Below are 20,100 nucleotides of genomic sequence, written 5' to 3' on the forward strand. Positions count from 1 at the left end.
GATGCCCATCACAAAGACGTTCCGATCAGTGCAACGCCCCCCGCCATCAGAACAGCCGCTCCCAGACGGCGGATCCAGTTGCCCTCTTTCAGGAAAACGAATCCGATCAGCGCGGCAAAGATGACCGAGGTTTCACGCAGCGCCGAGACCGCCCCGAGGGGGGCAAAATTCTTGGCATAAAGAACCAGACCATAGGCTGTCATCGACACCAGTCCGCCGCCGATCCCGATGATCCAGGTGCGCGGGCGCAGGGCTGCCAGAGTGTTCCGCTTGCGCAGCCCGATGAAACCGGCAACGAAGAGATGCAGAAAGGCGCCCCAGGCCCAGTAGCTGAGCGTATTGCCAGACAGGCGCACCCCCAGACCATCGGTCAGCGAATAGGCAGAAATGCAAAACCCGGTACCAACGGCATAGCCAAGCGCCGCCCTCCCCACGCCGCTTTCGACACCCGAGCGCAGCGCCTGCCAGCTGCTGAGCTGGATGCCCAGGGCGATCAGCGCAATACCGCCCCAGGCCTGCAGCGGCAGCACCTCCCCAGCAAAGATCATCGCCCAAAGCGCCACCAGCGCCGGAACAATGCCCCGGGCGATGGGATAGACGACGCTCAGATCGCCATGGGCATAGGCCCGCCCAAGCATGTAGAAATAGCCAAAATGTATCAGCGTGGAGGCCAGCACGTAGGGCATGCTTTCCGGCGCGGGCAAGGGCAGGAGCACCACCATCGCCGCGCCGGGGATCACATGGCCCAGCGCCACAAGCCCGAGCATGGTCGTCCGGTCCGCTGCGGTTTTTACAATTGCGTTCCAGACCGCGTGCAGCATGGCGGCAGACAGGATGATCGATACGACGAATAGGGTCACGGCCGCAGGGCACCTTTCATGACAGGAGAGTTCAGGGCATTTCCGGCGGCGATCACGGTCAGCCCGCCGGTTCCGGTGTCATGTCCTCGATCAGACGCGTCTCCAGCAGCTGCCCGTTGCGATAGAGCACCGGATAGGACACCGCCGCGATATGACTGTTGAACTCCCGCAGCGCCCGCAGCGTCTCCAGATGGATGTCCGAGGATTCAAAACTATCAGCCACTCCGCGTTGCAGGCGCTTCAGGTGCCGTTTGCGGCTGTCGCGTTCCATCCGCTTGACCTCGGTCTTTTCCAGATTGAGCAGCCGCGCGCTTTCCAGATCGTCTGAGATCAGCACGTTCGAGGCAAGCCGCAGATTGGCCATGATGGCTTCGTGCATGCGCGTGATTTCGCTCCAACCGTCGCTGGAGAACCGTAGGCCCTTACGGTTCAGATCCCCGGCCAGCGCTGCCAGCCGCGCGGCAGCAACATCACCGGCTGTTTCCAGACGGATCGCGTATTCGACCATCTCCCGTGCGGTTTTCAGCTCGGCCCGGTCAAAGCTGTCCTCGGGGATGCCCGCCACATAGGAGCGGATCCCGGACAGGCAGGCGTTGACCTCATGATCGAGCGCCTGAACTGCCTTGATCTGCGCGGCGTCACCACTGCGGTACAGTTCGGGCAGCGGGCGGAACATCGCTTCGATCAGGCCAGACATGCGCAGCAACTCGCGCTTGAGGTCGGCCACCGCCTGTGCCGGGGAAGCATAATCGCCCGGCACCAAGGCGCTGACCGGACGGCCCGGCACCACGCCCTCGGGCGCGGCAGGTTCGGGCAGCAGCCGGATCATCAAGCCCTGCATGGGACGGCACAGCGGCAAGGCCACGCAGAGGAGTGATGCGTTGAAGGCGAGATGCGCATATACCAGCGTCTGCCCGCCCTGCAGATCGCCCAACAGCCCCTCGCGCAGGGCTTCGTTGGCGGCCACAAGGCAGATCACCGCCCAGCTGCCGCGCAGCCCGAGATTGGCAAAGGGGATCCGCCGGGCCTTGATCGCCATGCCCCGGCTCAGCCAGATCGGAATGAAGGCCGAGCCGAAATTCGCCCCCAGCACCAGCGACAGACCGGCAGCAAAGGGCAGCGCTCCGATCTGCACCAGCGTGACGCACATCAGGATGGCCGCGACCGAGGAATGCATCACAAAGGCCAGCGCCCCGCCCACAAGGAAGGCAGTGATGTAATCGCGCGCCAGATAGCCCGCGATGGCAGGCAGAAAGGCGCTATCGCGGATCGGATCCATCGCCTCGCGCAGGAAACGCAGAGAGATCAAGATAAAGGCAACCCCCAGCAGGATCCGCCCCAACTGGCGGGGTTTCTTGGCTTCAGTCTTCACGAACAGGTAGCCACCGATGGCCAGCAGCACCGGCACCAGCCAATCCAGCCGGAACGACAGGATCTGAATGATCAGCGCCGAACCGAGATCGCCGCCCAACACGATGGCCAGACCCGCCGGAAAGGCGAGATAACCACTGGCGGCAAATCCCGTCACGAGGAGCGCCACCGCAGCCGAGCTTTGCAGCACCAGCGCCAAACCGATCCCGGACAGCCCGGCCTGCACCTGACTGTCGGCGCCGGTCAGCAGCCGCTGAAAAGAAGCGCCATAGCTGCGCTCGATGCCGGTGCGCACCATGCGCACGGCAAACAACAGCAGCATCGTCGCCCCGGCCAGGCTGATCAGAAAGGTCAGTATCGCCATGTCTGTCTTCGTACCTCAGTCTTCTTTTTCATTATCTGCCTGCTCAGCGATGACGGCGCTGATCCCCCAGTCCGCCAGCGCCTTTGTCAATTTCTTCCCCGGCGGCAGGTCGGTCACGAGAAGGTCCAGTTCCTCCGGCGCCGGGCCGCGATGGGGGGCCGTCTTGCCGAATTTGGGATGCGCCAGCACCACGATCACCCGTTCAGCACCCTCTGCGGCCACCTGAACCAGCCGTGCCTCGGGGGCGTTCTGGTACAGAACTCCGTGTTTGGCCGATAGGGCATCCGCCGACAGAACCGCCACATCGAACGCGAACCGACCGGCCTGCTGCTCTGTCACCGGGCCGAAGGTGCCCCGTTCATCGCCCTGCATTTCACCGCCCAGAACATGCACCCGGTTGCCATTGTGGTTGGACAGGACCTGCGCCACGCCGATGGAATTGGTGACCACCGTCAGCCCCACCTTCTGCCGCAACGCCTCCGCGACAAATGCGGTGGTGGATCCCACATCCAGAAACACCGTCATGCCATCACCGATTTCGGCCGCCGCGGCCTCAGCGATGCGGAGCTTTTCCTCCGGGTTTTCACCGATGCGGCGAAAGAAGCTGGCGCCTGCCTGCGCGCCTGTCAGATGCGCCCCGCCATGCACCCGTCCGATCAACCCAGCCTTGGCCAGCGCCTTGATCGTGCGACGCACGGTTTCTTCCGACACATCCAGCACGCGTGCCAGTTCAGCGTTACGCCCCGATCCGCCCAGATGGCGCAGAGCGTCCATCAGTTCGGCTTCGCGGCGTGATAAAGTCGGAGCAGTCGGCATGCTGGTCGGCCTCAATACCCAAGATGGAGCGCGTTTTAGACCTCAAAATGGCCAAAACCACAAGTTAAATCCACACAATTCCACAAATACCGGTCAATAATCACATGATTGTGTGGTGCAGAAAAGGCTTTCCAAACCCCGAAGGGCGGGATTATCTGGCAAAAGACAGCCTGAAAAGAGACGCGCCATGGCCCAACCGGATCAACCCCGGAAGAATGTTCTGTTCATCCTCATCGACCAGCTGCGGGCCGATTGCCTGACCGGCGCCCTGGCCGAGCATGTGGAACTGCCGAACCTGCGCACCTTCATGGAAACCGCCGTCACCTTCGAGCGCAATTACACAGTGGTGAACCCCTGCGGCCCTTCGCGCGCCTCGATCCTTACCGGGCAATACGCGATGAACCACCGCTCGGTCCGCAATGGCACGCCGCTGCGCCACGATGCGCCGACGCTGGCCGGAGAAATGCGCAAGGCAGGCTATCTGCCGATGCTGTTCGGCTATACCGACACCTCCCGCGATCCTCGGGTGCATCACCCGAACGACCCGGCGGTACAGACCTATGAATACCACATGGCCGATTTCCACGAGATGTTGGAGATGCGGCTCGAAATGTCCTACCCGTGGCGCTCCCACCTGATGAACAGGGGCTACACCTTTGACGACTACTGGGATCTCTACAAACCCGTCTCGCCCACTGGCGGCGCGCCCCGCCTCAACGATCCGGCCCCCTACCGGGCCGAAGACAGCGACACTGCCTTTCTGACCGACCGGTTTCTGGCCACCATGCCCGCCTATGGCGATCAAAGCTGGTTCGCGCATCTGACCTATATCCGTCCGCACCCGCCGCTGGTGGCGCCTGCGCCCTATAACGATATGTACGATCCCGCCGCGCTGCCCCTGCCCAGCCGGCTGGCCGATGCAGAGGCCGAGCACGCCTTGCATCCGTTTTTCGGCCCTGCCATCGATGCGGTGACGCCCGCCTCCACCGTGCTGGGCTTTCCCGATCTGGGCACCGATGACGACGTGGTACAGACACTGCGCGCGATCTACCTAGGGCTGGCAAGCGAGGTGGACGCCCAAATCGGACGGGTTCTGCAGTTCCTGAAGGACAGCGGCCAGGAGGACAACACCCTTGTCATCATAAGCGCCGATCATGGCGAGATGCTGGGCGACCACCACAGTTGGGGCAAGTTCTCGGTCTATGACGCAGCCTACCAGACTCCGCTGATCGTGCGCCTACCGGGCAATGGCGCGCGCGCTGGGAGCAGAGTGCAGGAGATCACCGAGTCGATCGACCTGACCCCCACCATTCTGGACTGGGTCGGACAGGAGATCCCGAATGCGATGGACGGCACCTCCCTGTTGCCGCTGCTGCGGGGTGAGGCACCCACGGACTGGCGCCGCTATTCCTATTCCGAACTGGACTTCGCAGACCCCGCCACCACCGGCGCAGGCGCCTTTGGCATCCGGCCATCGGAGGCCTCTCTCGCGATCCTGCGCGATGAGCGGTTCACCCTGGTCGAGTTCGCAGCCGACCTGCCGCCCATCCTGTTTGATCACCAGGGCGCAGGGGAAATGGAAAATGTCGCCGGGGATCCCGCCCTGCAGGCAGATCTGGCGCGGCTGACCCGCACCATGCTGCGCCACCGGATGAGAAACGCCGACCACACGCTATCGCTGCACGAGATCACCACCGACGGACCGCGCGCGCACCGGCGCCAGCGCCCCGGCGGTTGACGCTGCCCGCATCTATCGGGCAGAAGATTTTGCGAATTTAGCGATAACATCCCGGCGCCGCCCGGATGCCGTGATCTGACAGGGATGATGCCCATGACCGACCTCCGTGACACCGCCCTGAAACTGTTCTCTGCCGCCGTGGAACGCGCCGATCCAGCGCTCGCCCTACGCCGTCAGATCACCGCGCATCCGCTGCCGCCCTGCCCCGAGGGCGGGCGCACCCTGATCCTCGCCGTGGGCAAGGCCGCTATCCCGATGATGCGCGAGGCGCTGGAGCATATTCCGCAGCCCCGGGCGGCGCTTGTGGTGACCAACCCGGAAAACATCTGCGATCTGCCCGGGGCGCGCGTGCTGGCGGGCAGCCATCCCGTCCCGGATGAGGCCAGCGCCACAGCGGGCCGCGCGGTGATCGACTTTCTTGCAGGCACCACCCCACAGGATCGGGTGATTGCCCTCATGTCGGGCGGCGGCTCCGCCCTGATGGTGGCGCCTGCACCCGGGCTGACCCTCGCGGACAAGGCAGAGGTCGGGCGTCTGCTGCTTGCCTCGGGGCTTGAGATCAACGAGATGAACCTGGTCCGCCAGCAGCTGTCAGACCTGAAGGGCGGCGGGCTATTGCGCCATGCGGCACCCGCCCCGGTCACGGCCTACTTACTGTCGGATGTTATTGGCGACGACCTGCGCGCCATTGCATCCGGTCCGACTGTCTCCCCCATCGGCACCCGGAGCGACGCTCGCGCGGTGCTGGAACGGGCGGGCATCTGGACGGATTGCCCTGCAGCGGTACAGGCGCATCTGTCTGCTCCCGAAGCGCCTGCCAACCTGCCGGAGGCTGAGAATATCCTGATCGGATCGAACCGGCATAGCCTAGCTGCCATGAAACAGGCGGCAGAGGGATGTCAGGCAGAGATCGTCAGCGATCACCTCACCGGAGACGTGGCGGAAGCCGCCGAAACCGTGATCGCGGCCGCTCAAATGGCGGCAACTGACCTGCCCGTCGCGCTGATCTTTGGCGGGGAAACCACAGTGCGGCTAGCCGGTGACGGCCTGGGCGGGCGCAACCAAGAACTCGCGCTGCGGGTGGCGCAGCTGGGCGCCGCGCAGCTCACTGGCAACTGGCTGTTCCTCTCGGGCGGCACCGATGGGCGCGATGGACCGACCGATGCAGCCGGCGGCCTTGTTGGCCCCGGCACCTGGCAGGCCATCCGGGACGCTGGGCAGGACCCTGAGGCGCTTCTGGCCAATAACGACAGCTACGCCGCGCTCAAATCCGCAGATGCATTGCTGATGACCGGCGGCACCGGCACCAATGTCGCCGATGTCCAGGTCTTCCTGCGCCTGCCCGATTAAGCCTCGGCCCAAAGGCCTAACGACGCCCTAGAGGTCGATCTTGTCCAGATCGTTCAGCAAGTCGAGCAGTGCCTCATAACGCTCCTCACCCATTTTGTTCCGGGTCCGGGCGGCCAGTTCCATGCTGGCACCGATATTGTCATCGATGATCTGCTCTCCTGCTGCGGTGATCGTGATCACCTGACGGCGCCGGTCGCTCTCGTCGCGGCTGCGGCTGATCAGCTGTTTTTCCTCAAGCTTTTGCAGAATGCGGGTCAGGCTAGGCAGCAGCAGGCAGGCCTCTTCCGAAATCTGGGTCGGGTCTGTAGGCCCGCTTTCCTGCACCACGCGCAGCACCCGCCACTGCTGTTCAGTGAGGTTCACGTCGCTCAGGAGCGCTCGAATCGGGCCCATGACCCGCTCACGCGCCCGCAACAAGGCAATCGGCAGCGAACGGTCGGTGGATGGCAGTGCTTTTGTCATGTGCGTTTATCACCTCAAAATCAGGCAAAACGCAATTGGAATGGACGATATCCCGCACAGTTGACCACCGGCACGGATTTTGTTACACATGTTAATGATCTAGGAAGGAGCACGGATCAATGCCCCATATCACGGTGGACTATTCCCCGAATGTCGCAGGCTATGCGGATATTGCCGGTCTGTGCAACCGGCTGCGCCTTGCGGCGGCGGACACCGGTGTGCTGCCCCTGGCCGGGATCCGGGTGCGCGCCTTTGCCGCGACCCATGTCTCGATTGCCGATGGCGATCCGCAGCACGGGTATGTGGACATTGCAGTCCGCCTGCGCGGCGGCCGCGATCTGGACACCCGTAAACGCGCCACGGCTGAAATCTTCGAGGCTGCACGGCACTATCTGGAGCCCGCGATGCAGGCCCACTCTCTCGCGCTGTCGTTCGAGATGCGCGACATCGACCCCGATCTTTCCCCCAAATGCGGCACCATCCGCGACCATATGAAGAAGGCAAAGCAGTGATGAGCGATCTGGCCAGCAATATCGAGAAACTCAGCGGCTTTCTGGCGCGATTCAAGGACACCGGCATCCAGAACCGCATTGCCGGGCAGGATATCGCCGGATCCGGCGGTGTGTTCCAGTCGACCTCCCCGGTGGACAAGAGCGTGATCTGCGATGTGGCGCGCGGCTCTGAGGCCGACGTTGACCAAGCCGCTGCCGCTGCCAAGGCGGCTTTCCCCGCCTGGCGCGACACGCCCGCCACCGAGCGGCGCAAGATCCTCTTGCGCATTGCCGATGCAATCGAGGCCCGCGCCGAGGAAATTGCGCTCTGCGAATGCTGGGACACCGGCCAGGCCCTGCGGTTCATGTCCAAGGCCGCCCTGCGCGGCGCCGAGAACTTTCGCTATTTCGCCGATCAGGTGGTGCAGGCCCGCGATGGCCAGCACCTGAAATCACCCACCCTGATGAATATCACCACCCGTGTGCCGATTGGCCCGGTGGGGGTGATCACGCCATGGAACACGCCCTTCATGCTGTCCACCTGGAAGATCGCGCCTGCCTTGGCGGCGGGCTGCACCGTGGTCCACAAACCGGCCGAGGATTCGCCGCTCACCGCGCGCCTTCTGGTCGAGATCGCCGAGGAGGCAGGCCTGCCGCCGGGTGTCCTCAACACCGTCAACGGCTATGGCGAAGACGCGGGCAAGCGGCTGACCGAACATCCCGACATCAAGGCCATCGCCTTTGTTGGCGAAAGCCGCACCGGGAGCCTCATCACCAAACAGGGTGCCGACACGCTGAAGCGGGTGCATCTGGAGCTGGGCGGCAAGAACCCGGTCATCGTCTTTGACGACGCCGATCTGGACCGCGCGCTGGATGCGGTGATCTTCATGATCTATTCGATCAACGGCGAACGCTGCACCTCTTCCTCGCGCCTGTTGGTGCAGGACAGCATCCGCGCCGAATTCGAGGCCAAGCTGGTGGAGCGCGTCAATCGCATCAAGGTCGGCCATCCGCTCGATCCCACAACCGAAATCGGCCCGCTGATCAGCAAGGAGCATTTCGACAAGGTGACCTCCTATTTCGACATCGCTCGCGCAGATGGCGCAACCGTCGCCGCCGGTGGTGAGACGGTGGGTGACGAGGGCTATTTCGTGCGCCCCACCCTGTTCACCGGCGCCGACAACCAGATGCGCATCGCGCGCGAGGAGATCTTTGGCCCGGTGCTGACCTCAATCCCTTTCAGCACCGAGGAAGAGGGGCTCGAGATCGCCAATGACACGCCCTACGGGCTGACCGGCTATGTCTGGACCAACGATCTCACCCGCGCGCTGCGTTTTACCGACCGGCTCGAAGCTGGGATGATCTGGGTGAACAGCGAAAACGTCCGCCACCTGCCCACCCCCTTTGGCGGGGTCAAGGCATCGGGCATTGGCCGCGACGGCGGCGACTGGAGCTTTGAGTTCTATATGGAGCAGAAACACATCGGTTTCGCCACCGGCCAGCACAAGATCGCGCGCCTCGGCGCCTAATCACCCTTTCGGAAACGCGCGCAACCTTTCGGGAGGAGACCCATGGGAGAGATCGTTCTTGCCGCCAAGATGACCCACGTGCCCACCATGCTCATGTCCGAGCAGGAGGGCCCCATCAAAGGCACCCGCCAGCCCGCCATCGACGGGCACCGTGAGATCGCCCGCCGGGCCAAGGCGCTTGGCGCTGATACGGTGGTGATCTGCGACACCCATTGGGTGATCAATGCGGGCTTTCACATCAACGCCAACGCACGTTTCGAGGGGCTTTTTACCTCGAACGAGTTCCCGCAGTTCATTCAGGATCTGCCTTATGGCTATGATGGCAACCCGGAGCTGGGCGACGCCATCGCCAAGGCAGCCTCGGACCGGGGCGCCTATACGCTGGCGCATCATCTGGACAGTCTGGAGCTGGAATACGGAACCCTGGTGCCGATGCGTTTCATGAGCCGCGAGCACGACATGAAGGTCGTCTCCGTCGCGGCCTGGGCCACGGTACATGGCCATGACGAAAGCCGTATCGTGGGCGAAGCCATCCGCGCCGCCGTTGAAGCCTCAAACAGTAAGGTGCTGTTGGTTGCCTCCGGGTCTTTGTCCCACAAGATCTGGGCCAATAAGGACTACGCCGCCAACAATGGCACCTTCACCATCAGTTCGGAGTTCAACCGCCAGATGGATCTGCATGTGCTGGAGATGTGGAAGAATGGCGATCACGCGACCTTCCTGAAAATGCTGAGCGAATATGCGCAATTCTGCTGCGGCGAAGGCTCGATGCATGACACGGCGATGCTCTATGGCGCGCTGGGATGGGATGCCTATGATGGCAAATGCGAGGTGGTGACGCCCTATTTCCCCAGCTCCGGCACCGGCCAGACAAACGTGATTTTCCCGGTCTGAACGCCGGATCAACAAGGAGGCACAGATGCCCGTTCCCGCCCCCGTACTCTATCCGCCCTTCAACATTGTCCGCCTCAGCCATGTGGAATATGCGGTGACGGATCTGGCCGCCAGCCGCGCCTTTTACGTGGACACGCTGGGCCTTCAGGTGACGCATGAGGATGACGCCCGCATCTACCTGCGCGCGATGGAGGAACGCGGCCACCACTGCATCGTTCTGGTGCAGGCGGACGCGCCGTCGGTGGCGGTTCTGGGGTTCAAGCTGTTTGACGAGCCCGATCTCGACAAGGCCGCCGATTTTTTTGCCGCCAAGGGGCTGCCAGTCGAATGGGTGGAACGCCCGCATATGGGCCGCACGTTGCGCACCCGCGATCCCTGGGGCATCCCGCTGGAGTTCTACGTCAAGATGGACCGGCTGGAGCCGATCCACCAGAAATACAGGCTCTATAACGGGGTAAAACCGCTCCGCATCGACCATTTCAACATGTTCTCGGCCGATGTCGACGCCAGCGTCGCCTTCTATAACGAGATCGGATTCCGCGTCACCGAATACACCGAAGATGACGACAGCGGGAAGGTCTGGGCCGCCTGGATGCACCGCAAGGGCGGCGTGCATGACGTGGCCTTTACCAATGGTCTTGGCCCGCGCCTGCATCACACCGCCTTTTGGGTGCCGAACCCGCTGGCCATCATTGATCTGTTGGATCTGATGGCGACCACCGGTTACGTGGACAATATCGAGCGCGGCCCCGGACGGCACGGGATCTCCAATGCGTTTTTCCTTTATGTGCGCGACCCGGACGGGCACCGGATCGAGATCTATTGCTCGGATTACCAGACTTGCGATCCCGACCTTGAACCGATCAAATGGTCGCTCACGGATCCGCAGCGCCAGACCCTTTGGGGGGCGCCAGCGCCGCGCAGCTGGTTCGAGGAAGGGTCAAGTTTTGAAGGGGTAGAGCCACAACCCAGCGCCCTGACCGCGCAGCCGATCATTGCACCGTAGAACAACATCAGGACAGCGTCTGACCTTGGGGAGGCGAGAGGCGCCTTCCCAGGGGGAAGGTCAGGCGCGGTCCGGGCCAAGGCCCGTATATTGGAGCTTAACTTATGAAATGGGATGAATTCTCAGACTGGGGCCGCAAGGTCGCCGACTGGGCACAGGACTATCACCTGACCGTGGGCGAAAAACCCGTGCGCGCCCGCACGGAACCTGGAGAGGTTCTGAACGCCCTGCCAAGCCACCCGCCCGAGGCTGGGATCGGCATGGAAAAAATCTTTGCCGACTTCGAAGAGATCGTGATGCCCGGCATCACCCATTGGCAGCACCCGCGCTTTTTTGCCTATTTCACCTCGAATGCCGCGGCGCCCTCGGTGCTGGCGGAATTCCTGGTCTCGGCCATCGCACCGCAATGCATGCTGTGGCAGACCTCTCCGGCGGCGACCGAGATGGAAACCCGGATGATGGATTGGCTGCGTCAGGCGCTGGACCTGCCAGAGCCGTATCAAGGCGTCATTCAGGACAGCGCCTCTTCGGCCACCCTGGCGGCGGTGCTAACCATGCGGGAAAAGGCGCTGAACTGGAAAGGCAACGAAGAAGGTCTGTTCAACCAGAAACCGCTGCGCGTCTATTGCTCCTCCGAGGTGCATACCTCGATCGACCGCGCGATCTGGGTCGCGGGCATCGGCCAGCAGAACCTGGTGCGGGTGCCGATCAAGGGTGATTGGCGCGGTATGGATCCCGCGGCGCTGGAGGCGGCGATCGAGGCGGACATCGCGGCAGGACTGCAGCCCGCAGGGGTGATCCTCTGCGTCGGCAGCACCGGCACCGGCGCCACCGATCCCGTGGACAAGGTGATGGATGTGGCCGGGAAATATGGCCTTTATACCCATGTGGATGCGGCCTGGGCCGGGTCGGCGATGATCTGCCCCGAGTACCGCCACTACTGGCCCGGCATTGATCGCGCCGACAGCATCGTCTTCAACCCGCACAAATGGCTTGGTGCACAGTTCGACTGCTCGGCCCATTTCCTGAAGAACCCCGACGATCTGGTGCAGACGCTGGCAATCAGCCCCGAGTATCTGAAGACCCACGGCAAGGACGGCATCATCAACTATTCCGAATGGTCAGTTCCACTCGGCCGCCGCTTCCGGGCGCTGAAGATCTGGTTCCTGATCCGCACCTATGGGTTGGAAGGGCTGCGCAACCGCCTGCGCAACCACGTCAACTGGTCGAACCAGCTGCATGACAAGCTCGCCGCGACCCCGGATTTCGAGATCGTGACCCCGCCCATGTGGTCGCTCTGGACCTTCCGCTATGCGCCCAAAGGCGCCACGGATCTGGATGCGCTGAACCTCGCGCTGGTCAACGCCATCAATGATGACGGGCGGATTTACCTGACGCAGACCCGCGTCGACGGTGATCTGGTGATCCGCTTCCAGGCGGGTCAGTTTGAAACCACGGAAGGTGACGTGATGATGGCCCATGATGTCATCACCGAGATCGCCGCCAGCCTGACAGAAGGAGCCGATTGATGCGATTTGCCACCTATAGCGCCAATGGCGAGACTTATTACGGCGCCGTCACGGACGAGGGCATGGCCGCCCTGTCGCCCGGCTTTCCCCATTGGCCGACCCTGCGCGATGTGATCGCTGCCGATGGGCTGCATGATCTGGCAGTGGCTGCCAAAGGTCACCCGGTGACCCACTCGAATGGCACATTCACCTACCAGATCCCCGTGCCCAACCCGGAGAAAATCATTTGCGTCGGGGTGAACTTCCCTGACCGCAATGCCGAATACAAGGACGGCCAGGAAGCGCCGCCCAACATGTCGCTGTTCATCCGCTTCCCGCGCTCTTTCAGCGGGCAAGGCCAGCCGCTGATCCGTCCGCCGGAGACGCCGCAGCTGGACTATGAAGGCGAGATCGCGATTGTCATCGGCAAGGGTGGCCGCCGCATCAAGGCCGAGGATGCCTATGACCACATCGCCGCCGTAACCCTTTGCAACGAGGGCACCCTGCGCGACTGGGTGCGCCATGCGAAATTCAACGTGACCCAAGGCAAGAACTGGGACAATTCCGGCGCCATGGGGCCGTGGTTGGTGCCCTTTACCTCGGCCGCGCAACTGGATGATGTACGTCTCACCACCCATGTGAATGGGGAGTTGCGCCAGGATGACCGCACCAGCCGGATGCTGTTCCCGATCCGCCGCCAGATCGAATATATCTCCACCTTCACCACGCTGGTGCCCGGCGATGTGATCGTGACCGGCACCCCCACCGGCGCGGGCGCGCGGTACGATCCGCCCCGGTTCCTCAAACCCGGCGATGAGATCAGGGTCGAGGCCGAAGGCATCGGCACGCTCACCAACACGGTAGAGGACGAAGCATGACCCCCGACCAGCACGCAGAGGCCGCCGCAACCCTGCTGAAGGCTGAGGAGAGTGGCCAGCAATGCGGGCTCTTGTCCCTCGCCTATCCCGGCATGACGCTGGAAGATGCCTACGCCGTGCAAAAGGCGCTGGTGGCGCAAAAGCTGGCGCAGGGGCGCAGGAAAATCGGCTGGAAGATCGGCCTCACCAGCCGCGCCATGCAGCAGGCGCTGAACATCACCACCCCCGACAGCGGCGTACTGCTGGATGACATGGCCTTTGAGACAGGCAGCACCGTTCCCGCCGGACGGTTCATCCAGCCCCGCGTCGAGGCCGAGATCGCCTTTGTGATGAAGGAACCATTGGCGGGCGCCGACTGCACCCGCGAGGACGTGATTGCTGCAACGGACTATGTGGCGCCCTCGCTGGAGATCCTCGACACGCGCATCCTGCGCGCCGATCCCGCCACCGGGCACGCCCGCATCATCACCGACACCATCAGCGACAATGCCGCCAATGCGGGCGTCGTAATGGGCAACCAGCGCCACGCCATCGACGCGCATGATCTGCGCTGGGTCGGTGCTATCGCCACCCGCAACGGCACGGTCGAGGAGACAGGTCTGGGCGCCGGCGTGCTGAACGATCCCGTCACCTCGGTCCTGTGGCTGGCGCGCCGCATGGCGGAATATGGACAACAGATCGAAGCCGGGGATATCGTCCTCTCGGGGTCGTTCATCCGGCCCATCGAATGCCCGCCGGGCAGCGAGATCACCGCCGATTTTGGCCCCTTTGGCCAAGTCGCCATTTCATTCGCCTGACCGCCTTACCTGACCGCCCCAATTTGACCAAAGAGGTTTTCCATGCCCGCACCCAAGAACAGCTTCAAACAGGCCCTCGCCGAGGGCAAACGCCAGATCGGCTGCTGGATGAGCTTTGCCGAACCCTCCGTGGCCGAGATCATGGGCACCTGCGGCTTTGACTGGCTGGTGGTGGATGGCGAACACGCGCCCAACGACATCCGCTCGATCCGTGATCAGCTGATGGCGCTTGAAGCCTCAGACAGCCATCCGGTGGTGCGCGTCCCGATTGGCGAGACCTGGATCATCAAACAGGTGTTGGATGCGGGCGCCCAAACCGTTCTGGTGCCCATCGTCGAAAGCGCCGAACAGGCCGAGGAATTGGTGCGCGCTTGCAAGTACCCGCCCCATGGCACACGCGGTGTCGGCGCGGCGGGGGCACGGGCCAGCCGTTTTGGGTCGGTCAGCGAGTATATCCAGACCGCAGATCAGGAGATCTGCCTGCTGGTGCAGGTGGAAAACCGCGCCGGGATTGCCGCGCTGGATGACATCCTGCAAGTCGAAGGTATCGACGGTGTCTTTATCGGTCCGGCAGATCTGTCGACCGACATGGGCCACCAGGGCAATGCCGCCCACCCCGAAGTGCGCGCGGTGATCGCGGGCGCGCTGGAACATATCCGCGCTGCAGGCAAGGCGCCCGGCATCCTTGGCGTCACCGAAGAGGCGACACAGGCCTATTTCGATATGGGCGCACAGTTCCTTGCGGTGGGTCTGGATGTGTTGATCCTGGCCCAGAACGCCCGCAAGCTGGCCGCCGACTGGAAGGCGCGCTAAGCCTCAATTGCCTCCCTGTCAGCCCCATTGGCGCAGAGGTTCTTCATTCGCAGGCCCGCAGTGGTTTCCCCGCTGCGGGCCTGCTACGTATTTCCCTGCAATTGACCGGTTTTACCTTCCGCCAGTAGCCTGCAATCACAGGAGCGAGAGCGCGCCAGGACCAAGGGAGCACCCCGAAAGAGACCGGCGCGACATCAGGGAGGACAACTATGAAACGCGCTATTCTTGCGGGTATGGTGTCGGCGCTTGCCTTGGCTTCGGCCGCAGCAGCAGACATCAAGATCGCCCATATCTACGGCAAAACCGGCCCTTATGAGGCCTACGCCAAACAGTCCCATGACGGGCTGATGCTGGGGCTGGAATACGCCACCGGCGGCACCATGGAGATCAACGGCGAAAAGATCGTCGTGATCGAAAAGGACACCCAGCTGAAGCCGGAAAACGGCAAGGCCCTCCTGGAAGAGGCCTATGGCGATGACGAAGTCGATCTGGCCATCGGTCCGGTCAGCTCGGGCGTGGCATTGGCCATGCTGCCGGTTGCCGAGGAATACGAAAAGCTGTTGATCGTGGAACCCGCCGTGGCCGACAGCATCACTGGCGCCAACTGGAACCGCTATATCTTCCGCACCGGGCGTAACTCGTCGCAGGACGCGGTCTCCAACGCCATCGCACTGGCCGGTGAAGACACCCATATCGCCACGCTGGCGCAGGACTATGCCTTTGGCCGCGATGGCATCGCCGCTTTCAAGGAAGCGCTGGAAAGCGTCGGCAGCGACGTTGCGCACGAAGAATACGTGCCCACCGACACCACCGACTTCACTGCAGCCGCCGAGCGGATCTTCAACGCGATGAAGGATCTGGACGGCAAGAAGAAGCTGTTCGTGATCTGGGCCGGTGGCGGCAACCCGATGAGCAAGATCAACGCCATGGACCCCAGCCGGTTCGGCATTGAAATGGCAACGGGCGGCAACATTCTGGCGGCGATGAAGGCCTACAAGGAATTCCCCGGCATGGAAGGCGCCACCTACTACTACTATGAAATCCCGCAGAACCCGGTGAACGACTGGCTGGTGAAAGAGCACGAAGCCCGCTTTGGCGCGCCGCCGGATTTCTTCACCGCAGGTGGCATGACCGCCGGTATCGCCGCGGTCGAGGCCATCAAGAAGGCCGGTTCGACCGACACCGAAGAGCTGATCACCGCGATGGAAGGCATGGAATGGGAAACCCCCAAGGGCACCATGATGTTCCGCGCCGAAGATCACCAGGCTCTGCAGCCCATGTATCACTTCAAGATCAAGGTCGAAGACGGCGTTGAATGGGCGGTCCCGGAACTGGTGCGCGAGCTGAGCATCGACGAGCTGCCGATCCCAATCCGCAACCAGTAACCCTTCAGAACCAGCGGTCCGGGGCGCCATGCCCCGGACCGCCCTTTGTCCGGCCTGGCCATCGCATGGCCCATTTCCGCAGTCCCGGGGCCCGTTGTTTCAGGCACCCCGGCGCGGGCAGACCAGAGACTGACATGACTTCCTCTCCCATATTGAGTACCCGTGATCTGACGGTCCGATTTGGCGGCCACGTGGCTGTCGACGCGGTGACCTGCGATTTTCATCCCGGTCAGCTGACTGCGATTGTCGGCCCCAACGGCGCGGGCAAGACGACCTATTTCAACCTGATTTCAGGCCAGATCCCTGCCAGCGCCGGGCGCGTCTTCCTGCATGACCGCGATATCAGCGGCCAGTCGGTCTCTGCCCGCACCCGCGCCGGGATCGGCCGGGCCTTTCAGCTGACCAACCTGTTTCCCAACCTGTCGGTTCTGGAAAACGTGCGTCTGGTGGTGCAAGCCAAATCGGGGCGCAGCTTCAACCTCTGGTCCATGGTCTCGCGCCACGGCGATCTGACCGCCGAGGCCGAGGCGATCCTGCAGCGCGTGCGCCTGCTGGAGCAGCGCGAACAGGTGGTGTCAGAGCTGTCCCACGGCAATCAGCGTAAACTCGAAGTCGCCCTGCTGATCGCGCTCGATCCCGCTGTCTATATGTTCGATGAACCCACCGCAGGGATGAGCGTTGATGAGGCTCCGGTGGTGCTGGACCTGATCGAGGAACTGAAAGACCAGAGGAACCGCACGATCCTTCTGGTGGAGCATAAGATGGACGTGATCCGCACCCTCGCCGACCGCATCATCGTGCTGCACAACGGCGCCCTCGCCGCTGATGGTCCCCCGGCCGAGGTCATGGCCTCGGATGTGGTGCAGGAGGCCTATATGGGCCGCGGTCTCGAAGGAGTACTGGCCGATGTCTGATCCGATCCTGCAACTCGAAGGCGTCTATACCAACATCGCGCAATATCACATCCTGCAAGGGGTGGATCTGCAGGTGCCGCGCGCGGCCGTGACCATGCTTCTGGGCCGCAACGGCGTCGGTAAGACCACCACCCTGCGCACCGTGATCGGCCACTGGCGCGCCCATCAGGGCCGCATCCTGTTCGATGGCGAGGACATCACCAAACTGCCCACCCCGGCGATTGCCCGCATGGGACTGGGCTTCGTGCCCGAGGACATGGGCATCTTCGCCGATCTCACGGTCGAGGAAAACATGGTGCTGGCCGCCGTCTCCGGTCCGATCAACTCGGCCCGGCTCGACTGGATCTTTGCCGCCTTCCCGCCGCTCAAGACCTTCTGGAAATCCGAGGCCGGAAACCTGTCGGGCGGGCAGAAACAGATGCTGTCGATTGCCCGCGCCATGGTCGAGGAACGCAAGCTTTACCTCATCGACGAGCCGACCAAGGGTCTGGCGCCCGCCATCATCTCGACCATGGCGCGCGCCCTGAAGGACCTGAAGGATCAAGGCTCCTCGGTGCTGCTGGTGGAACAGAACTTTGCCGTCGCCAAGGCGCTGGGAGACAGTGCCAATGTGATGGACGACGGGCGGATGACCTGGTCCGGCGAAATGCAGGAGCTGGCAACCGATGCGGCCCTGCAGGAACGCCTGATGGGCCTCAGTCTGGAGGCACATTGATGACTGTCCTGACGCCAATTCGCCCTGAACAGCAGATAAACCTATTGGGAGGCCAGCCATGAGCGCCGCACCTGAACACGCCCCCAAGATGGCCGACGTTTCACTGCGCGACCGTATCGCACCGCATATGCCGGTGCTGCTGGTGCCGCTGATCGCCATCGCTGGGTTCCTCGCCATCCAGAACCCCTCAAGCTGGCTGACACTGACGGTGTCGGGCCTTGCAATGGGGATGATGATCTTCATCATGGCCTCGGGACTGACGCTGGTCTTTGGCCTGATGGATGTGATCAATTTCGGTCACGGCGCCTTTGTCTCGGTCGGAGCCTTTGTCGGCATTTCGGTGCTGCTGCTCCTTGGGCACATGACCGAGGCGCCCTCGCTGCTCCTGAACCTTGCGGCGCTGCTGGTGGCGGTGCTGGGGGCGATGATTGCCACCGGTCTCATGGGCTGGGCCTTTGAAAAGGTGATCGTGGAGCCGGTCTATGGCCACCACCTGAAGCAGATCCTGGTGACCATGGGCGGGCTGATCGTGGTGGAACAGCTGATCGTCGTGCTCTGGGGCCCCGAGGAAATCTACATCCTGCGTCCCGAAGCACTGAAAGGTGCCATCACCTTTGCCGGGGCCGCGATCGAGAAATACCGTCTGGTGGCAGTTGGCGTCGGCCTTGCGGTGTTCCTCGCGATGCGCTGGGTGCTGCGACGGACAAAGATCGGCCTGATCGTGCGGGCCGGGGTTGAGAACGGTGAGATGGTACAGGCGCTCGGCTATCGGCTGCGGCTGGTGTTCGTCGGTGTCTTCATCGCCGGGTCCGCGCTCGCGGGTCTGGGCGGCGTGATGTGGGGCCTCTACCAGGAGGTCGTCACCGCCCATATGGGTAATCAGGCGATGATCCTGATCTTCATCGTGGTGATCATCGGCGGGCTTGGCTCGGTCGAGGGCTGTTTCATCGGCGCCCTGCTGGTCGGGCTTTTGCAGAATTACATCGCCTTCATCGAACCCAAGGCGGCGCTGATTTCCAATATCGCCCTGATGGTCACCATCCTGATGTGGCGCCCGATGGGCATGATCCCGGTGGTAAAAGCAAAATGATACGTACCCTTCTTTCGGGCGATATGCCCCGCTCCGTGCCGCTGGCGCTGATTCTTGGTGTGATCCTTGTCTGCCTGGCGCTGGCGCCCTTCCTCTTTCCCGGCGTGCGCACGGTGGATACGGCAGCACGCATCTGCATCTTCATCGTGCTGGTCGCCAGCTATGATCTGCTGCTTGGCTATGGCGGTATCGTCAGCTTCGCCCATACGATGTTCTTTGGTATCGGCGCCTACGGGGTAGCGCTGGCCTCGACCCATCTCGGGCGCGGCTTTGACTCCATCGCCATCGGCGCCATCGCCGGAGCAGGCGTTGCAGCGCTTCTGGCGCTGGTGATCGGCCTGTTCTCCCTGCGGGTGCGGGCGATCTTCTTTGCCATGATCACGCTGGCGGTGGCTTCGGCTGTCGCGGTGCTGGTCAGCCAGCTCTCGGGCCTGACCGGCGGCGAGGACGGTCTGACCTTCAAGACCCCGCGCGAACTTGGCCCGGCCTTCAAATTCGGCAAGGAAGCCTTTGACGGCCAGCTGTTCGGGGTGAAACTGAACGGCAAGCTCCTGGCCTATTACTTCGTTTTCATTGGCGCGCTGGTGCTGTTCCTCGGGCTGCTGCGGGTGGTGAACTCGCCCTTTGGCCGTGTCCTGCAGGCAATCCGCGAAAACGATTTCCGGGCCGAGGCAATCGGCTACAAGGTGGTTTACTACCGGGTAGCGGCCACCTGCCTCTCGGCAGCGGCAGCTGCCCTCGCTGGCGCGCTCTACGCCGTCTGGCTGCGCTACGTTGGGCCGGACACCTCACTGTCGATGGAGATCATGATCGATATCCTGCTGATGGTAGTGATCGGCGGCATGGGAACCATGTATGGCGCAGTCGTTGGCGCAACGCTCTTCGTGCTGGCGCAGAACTATCTGCAAAACCTGATGGGCGCCGCGTCCGAGCTGACCAGCGCCCTGCCTCTGCTACCGGACCTGCTTAATGCGGACCGCTGGCTGTTGTGGCTGGGCGTCCTGTTCATCCTCAGCGTCTATTTCTTCCCGACCGGTATCGTAGGCCGCCTGCGCAACAGCGGATAGGGTCCCCGGGTCAAGGGCGGCGCAGCCGCCGCACCACAGGTGCGGTTCACCC

Annotated in this window: 19 protein-coding genes; 15 read left to right on the plus strand and 4 right to left on the minus strand. The window is 63.0% G+C overall.

What is annotated here, in order from left to right; all coding sequences use genetic code 11:
- Positions 1-8 precede the first annotated feature (8 nt).
- Genes SM766_RS15995 through SM766_RS16005 form a run of 3 tightly spaced genes read right to left on the minus strand, consistent with a single transcriptional unit; the run spans position 9 to position 3,411 of the window.
- Complete coding sequence (locus SM766_RS15995; RefSeq protein ID WP_065271602.1) at positions 9-860, minus strand: DMT family transporter; 852 nt, start codon at positions 858-860, stop codon at positions 9-11.
- Between the two features lie 58 nt (positions 861-918).
- A complete protein-coding gene (locus tag SM766_RS16000; RefSeq protein ID WP_368948426.1) occupies positions 919-2,595 on the minus strand; it encodes a Na/Pi cotransporter family protein in 1,677 nt (558 codons plus the stop codon).
- A gap of 15 nt (positions 2,596-2,610) precedes the next feature.
- Positions 2,611-3,411, minus strand: coding sequence for a DeoR/GlpR family DNA-binding transcription regulator (locus SM766_RS16005; RefSeq protein WP_065271604.1), 801 nt, complete (start codon positions 3,409-3,411; stop codon positions 2,611-2,613).
- A 187-nt stretch (positions 3,412-3,598) separates the two neighbouring features.
- Between SM766_RS16005 and SM766_RS16010 the strand changes: the two genes are divergently transcribed.
- Positions 3,599-5,149 carry a sulfatase-like hydrolase/transferase gene (locus tag SM766_RS16010; RefSeq protein WP_368948427.1) on the plus strand — a complete coding sequence of 517 codons (1,551 nt, stop codon included), beginning with the start codon at positions 3,599-3,601 and terminating at the stop codon, positions 5,147-5,149.
- Positions 5,150-5,242: 93 nt separating this feature from the next.
- Complete coding sequence (locus SM766_RS16015; protein ID WP_368948428.1) at positions 5,243-6,499, plus strand: glycerate kinase type-2 family protein; 1,257 nt, start codon at positions 5,243-5,245, stop codon at positions 6,497-6,499.
- A 27-nt stretch (positions 6,500-6,526) separates the two neighbouring features.
- On the opposite strand, the gene hpaR is transcribed toward SM766_RS16015, so the two are convergent.
- Entirely contained in the window at positions 6,527-6,961 is a 435-nt protein-coding gene (gene hpaR, locus SM766_RS16020) for a homoprotocatechuate degradation operon regulator HpaR (RefSeq protein WP_065271606.1), read from the minus strand.
- A gap of 119 nt (positions 6,962-7,080) precedes the next feature.
- Here hpaR and SM766_RS16025 point away from each other — a divergent pair, with 119 nt between their 5' ends.
- The 13 genes from SM766_RS16025 (at position 7,081) to SM766_RS16085 (ending at position 20,048) form a co-directional block, all read left to right on the plus strand.
- The gene (locus tag SM766_RS16025) at positions 7,081-7,473 is read left to right on the plus strand and encodes a 5-carboxymethyl-2-hydroxymuconate isomerase (RefSeq protein WP_274835542.1); all 393 of its coding nucleotides are present in this window, start codon (positions 7,081-7,083) and stop codon (positions 7,471-7,473) included.
- Entirely contained in the window at positions 7,473-8,981 is a 1,509-nt protein-coding gene (hpaE, locus tag SM766_RS16030) for a 5-carboxymethyl-2-hydroxymuconate semialdehyde dehydrogenase (protein ID WP_368948429.1), read from the plus strand. Before SM766_RS16025 ends, hpaE begins: the two co-directional genes overlap by 1 nt.
- A gap of 42 nt (positions 8,982-9,023) precedes the next feature.
- Positions 9,024-9,875, plus strand: coding sequence for a 3,4-dihydroxyphenylacetate 2,3-dioxygenase (hpaD, locus tag SM766_RS16035; RefSeq protein ID WP_368948430.1), 852 nt, complete (start codon positions 9,024-9,026; stop codon positions 9,873-9,875).
- A gap of 25 nt (positions 9,876-9,900) precedes the next feature.
- A complete protein-coding gene (gene hpaD, locus SM766_RS16040; RefSeq protein WP_368948431.1) occupies positions 9,901-10,881 on the plus strand; it encodes a 3,4-dihydroxyphenylacetate 2,3-dioxygenase in 981 nt (326 codons plus the stop codon).
- Between the two features lie 104 nt (positions 10,882-10,985).
- Positions 10,986-12,410 (plus strand): pyridoxal phosphate-dependent decarboxylase family protein, encoded by a 1,425-nt coding sequence (locus SM766_RS16045; RefSeq protein WP_368948432.1) that lies wholly within the window; start codon positions 10,986-10,988, stop codon positions 12,408-12,410.
- Positions 12,410-13,267 (plus strand): fumarylacetoacetate hydrolase family protein, encoded by an 858-nt coding sequence (locus SM766_RS16050; protein ID WP_368948433.1) that lies wholly within the window; start codon positions 12,410-12,412, stop codon positions 13,265-13,267. Before SM766_RS16045 ends, SM766_RS16050 begins: the two co-directional genes overlap by 1 nt.
- Positions 13,264-14,064 (plus strand): 2-oxo-hept-4-ene-1,7-dioate hydratase, encoded by an 801-nt coding sequence (gene hpaH / locus SM766_RS16055; protein WP_368948434.1) that lies wholly within the window; start codon positions 13,264-13,266, stop codon positions 14,062-14,064. The genes SM766_RS16050 and hpaH overlap by 4 nt, the downstream gene beginning before the upstream one ends.
- Positions 14,065-14,106: 42 nt before the next feature.
- On the plus strand, positions 14,107-14,877 hold the full coding sequence (locus SM766_RS16060; protein WP_065271614.1) for an HpcH/HpaI aldolase family protein: 771 nt from the start codon (positions 14,107-14,109) through the stop codon (positions 14,875-14,877).
- A 209-nt stretch (positions 14,878-15,086) separates the two neighbouring features.
- Entirely contained in the window at positions 15,087-16,262 is a 1,176-nt protein-coding gene (locus tag SM766_RS16065) for a substrate-binding domain-containing protein (protein WP_274833292.1), read from the plus strand.
- Between the two features lie 134 nt (positions 16,263-16,396).
- Entirely contained in the window at positions 16,397-17,176 is a 780-nt protein-coding gene (locus tag SM766_RS16070) for an ABC transporter ATP-binding protein (protein ID WP_065271616.1), read from the plus strand.
- Positions 17,169-17,891: an ABC transporter ATP-binding protein gene (locus SM766_RS16075; RefSeq protein ID WP_368948436.1), complete on the plus strand. Its 723-nt coding sequence runs from the start codon at positions 17,169-17,171 to the stop codon at positions 17,889-17,891. Before SM766_RS16070 ends, SM766_RS16075 begins: the two co-directional genes overlap by 8 nt.
- 58 nt (positions 17,892-17,949) lie before the next feature.
- The gene (locus SM766_RS16080) at positions 17,950-18,981 is read left to right on the plus strand and encodes a branched-chain amino acid ABC transporter permease (protein ID WP_368948437.1); all 1,032 of its coding nucleotides are present in this window, start codon (positions 17,950-17,952) and stop codon (positions 18,979-18,981) included.
- Entirely contained in the window at positions 18,978-20,048 is a 1,071-nt protein-coding gene (locus SM766_RS16085) for a branched-chain amino acid ABC transporter permease (protein WP_065271619.1), read from the plus strand. Before SM766_RS16080 ends, SM766_RS16085 begins: the two co-directional genes overlap by 4 nt.
- Positions 20,049-20,100 lie beyond the last annotated feature (52 nt).

The organism is Pseudophaeobacter sp. A-200-2 (genome assembly GCF_041008815.1).
GTDB classification, from domain to species: domain Bacteria; phylum Pseudomonadota; class Alphaproteobacteria; order Rhodobacterales; family Rhodobacteraceae; genus Phycobacter; species Phycobacter gallaeciensis_A.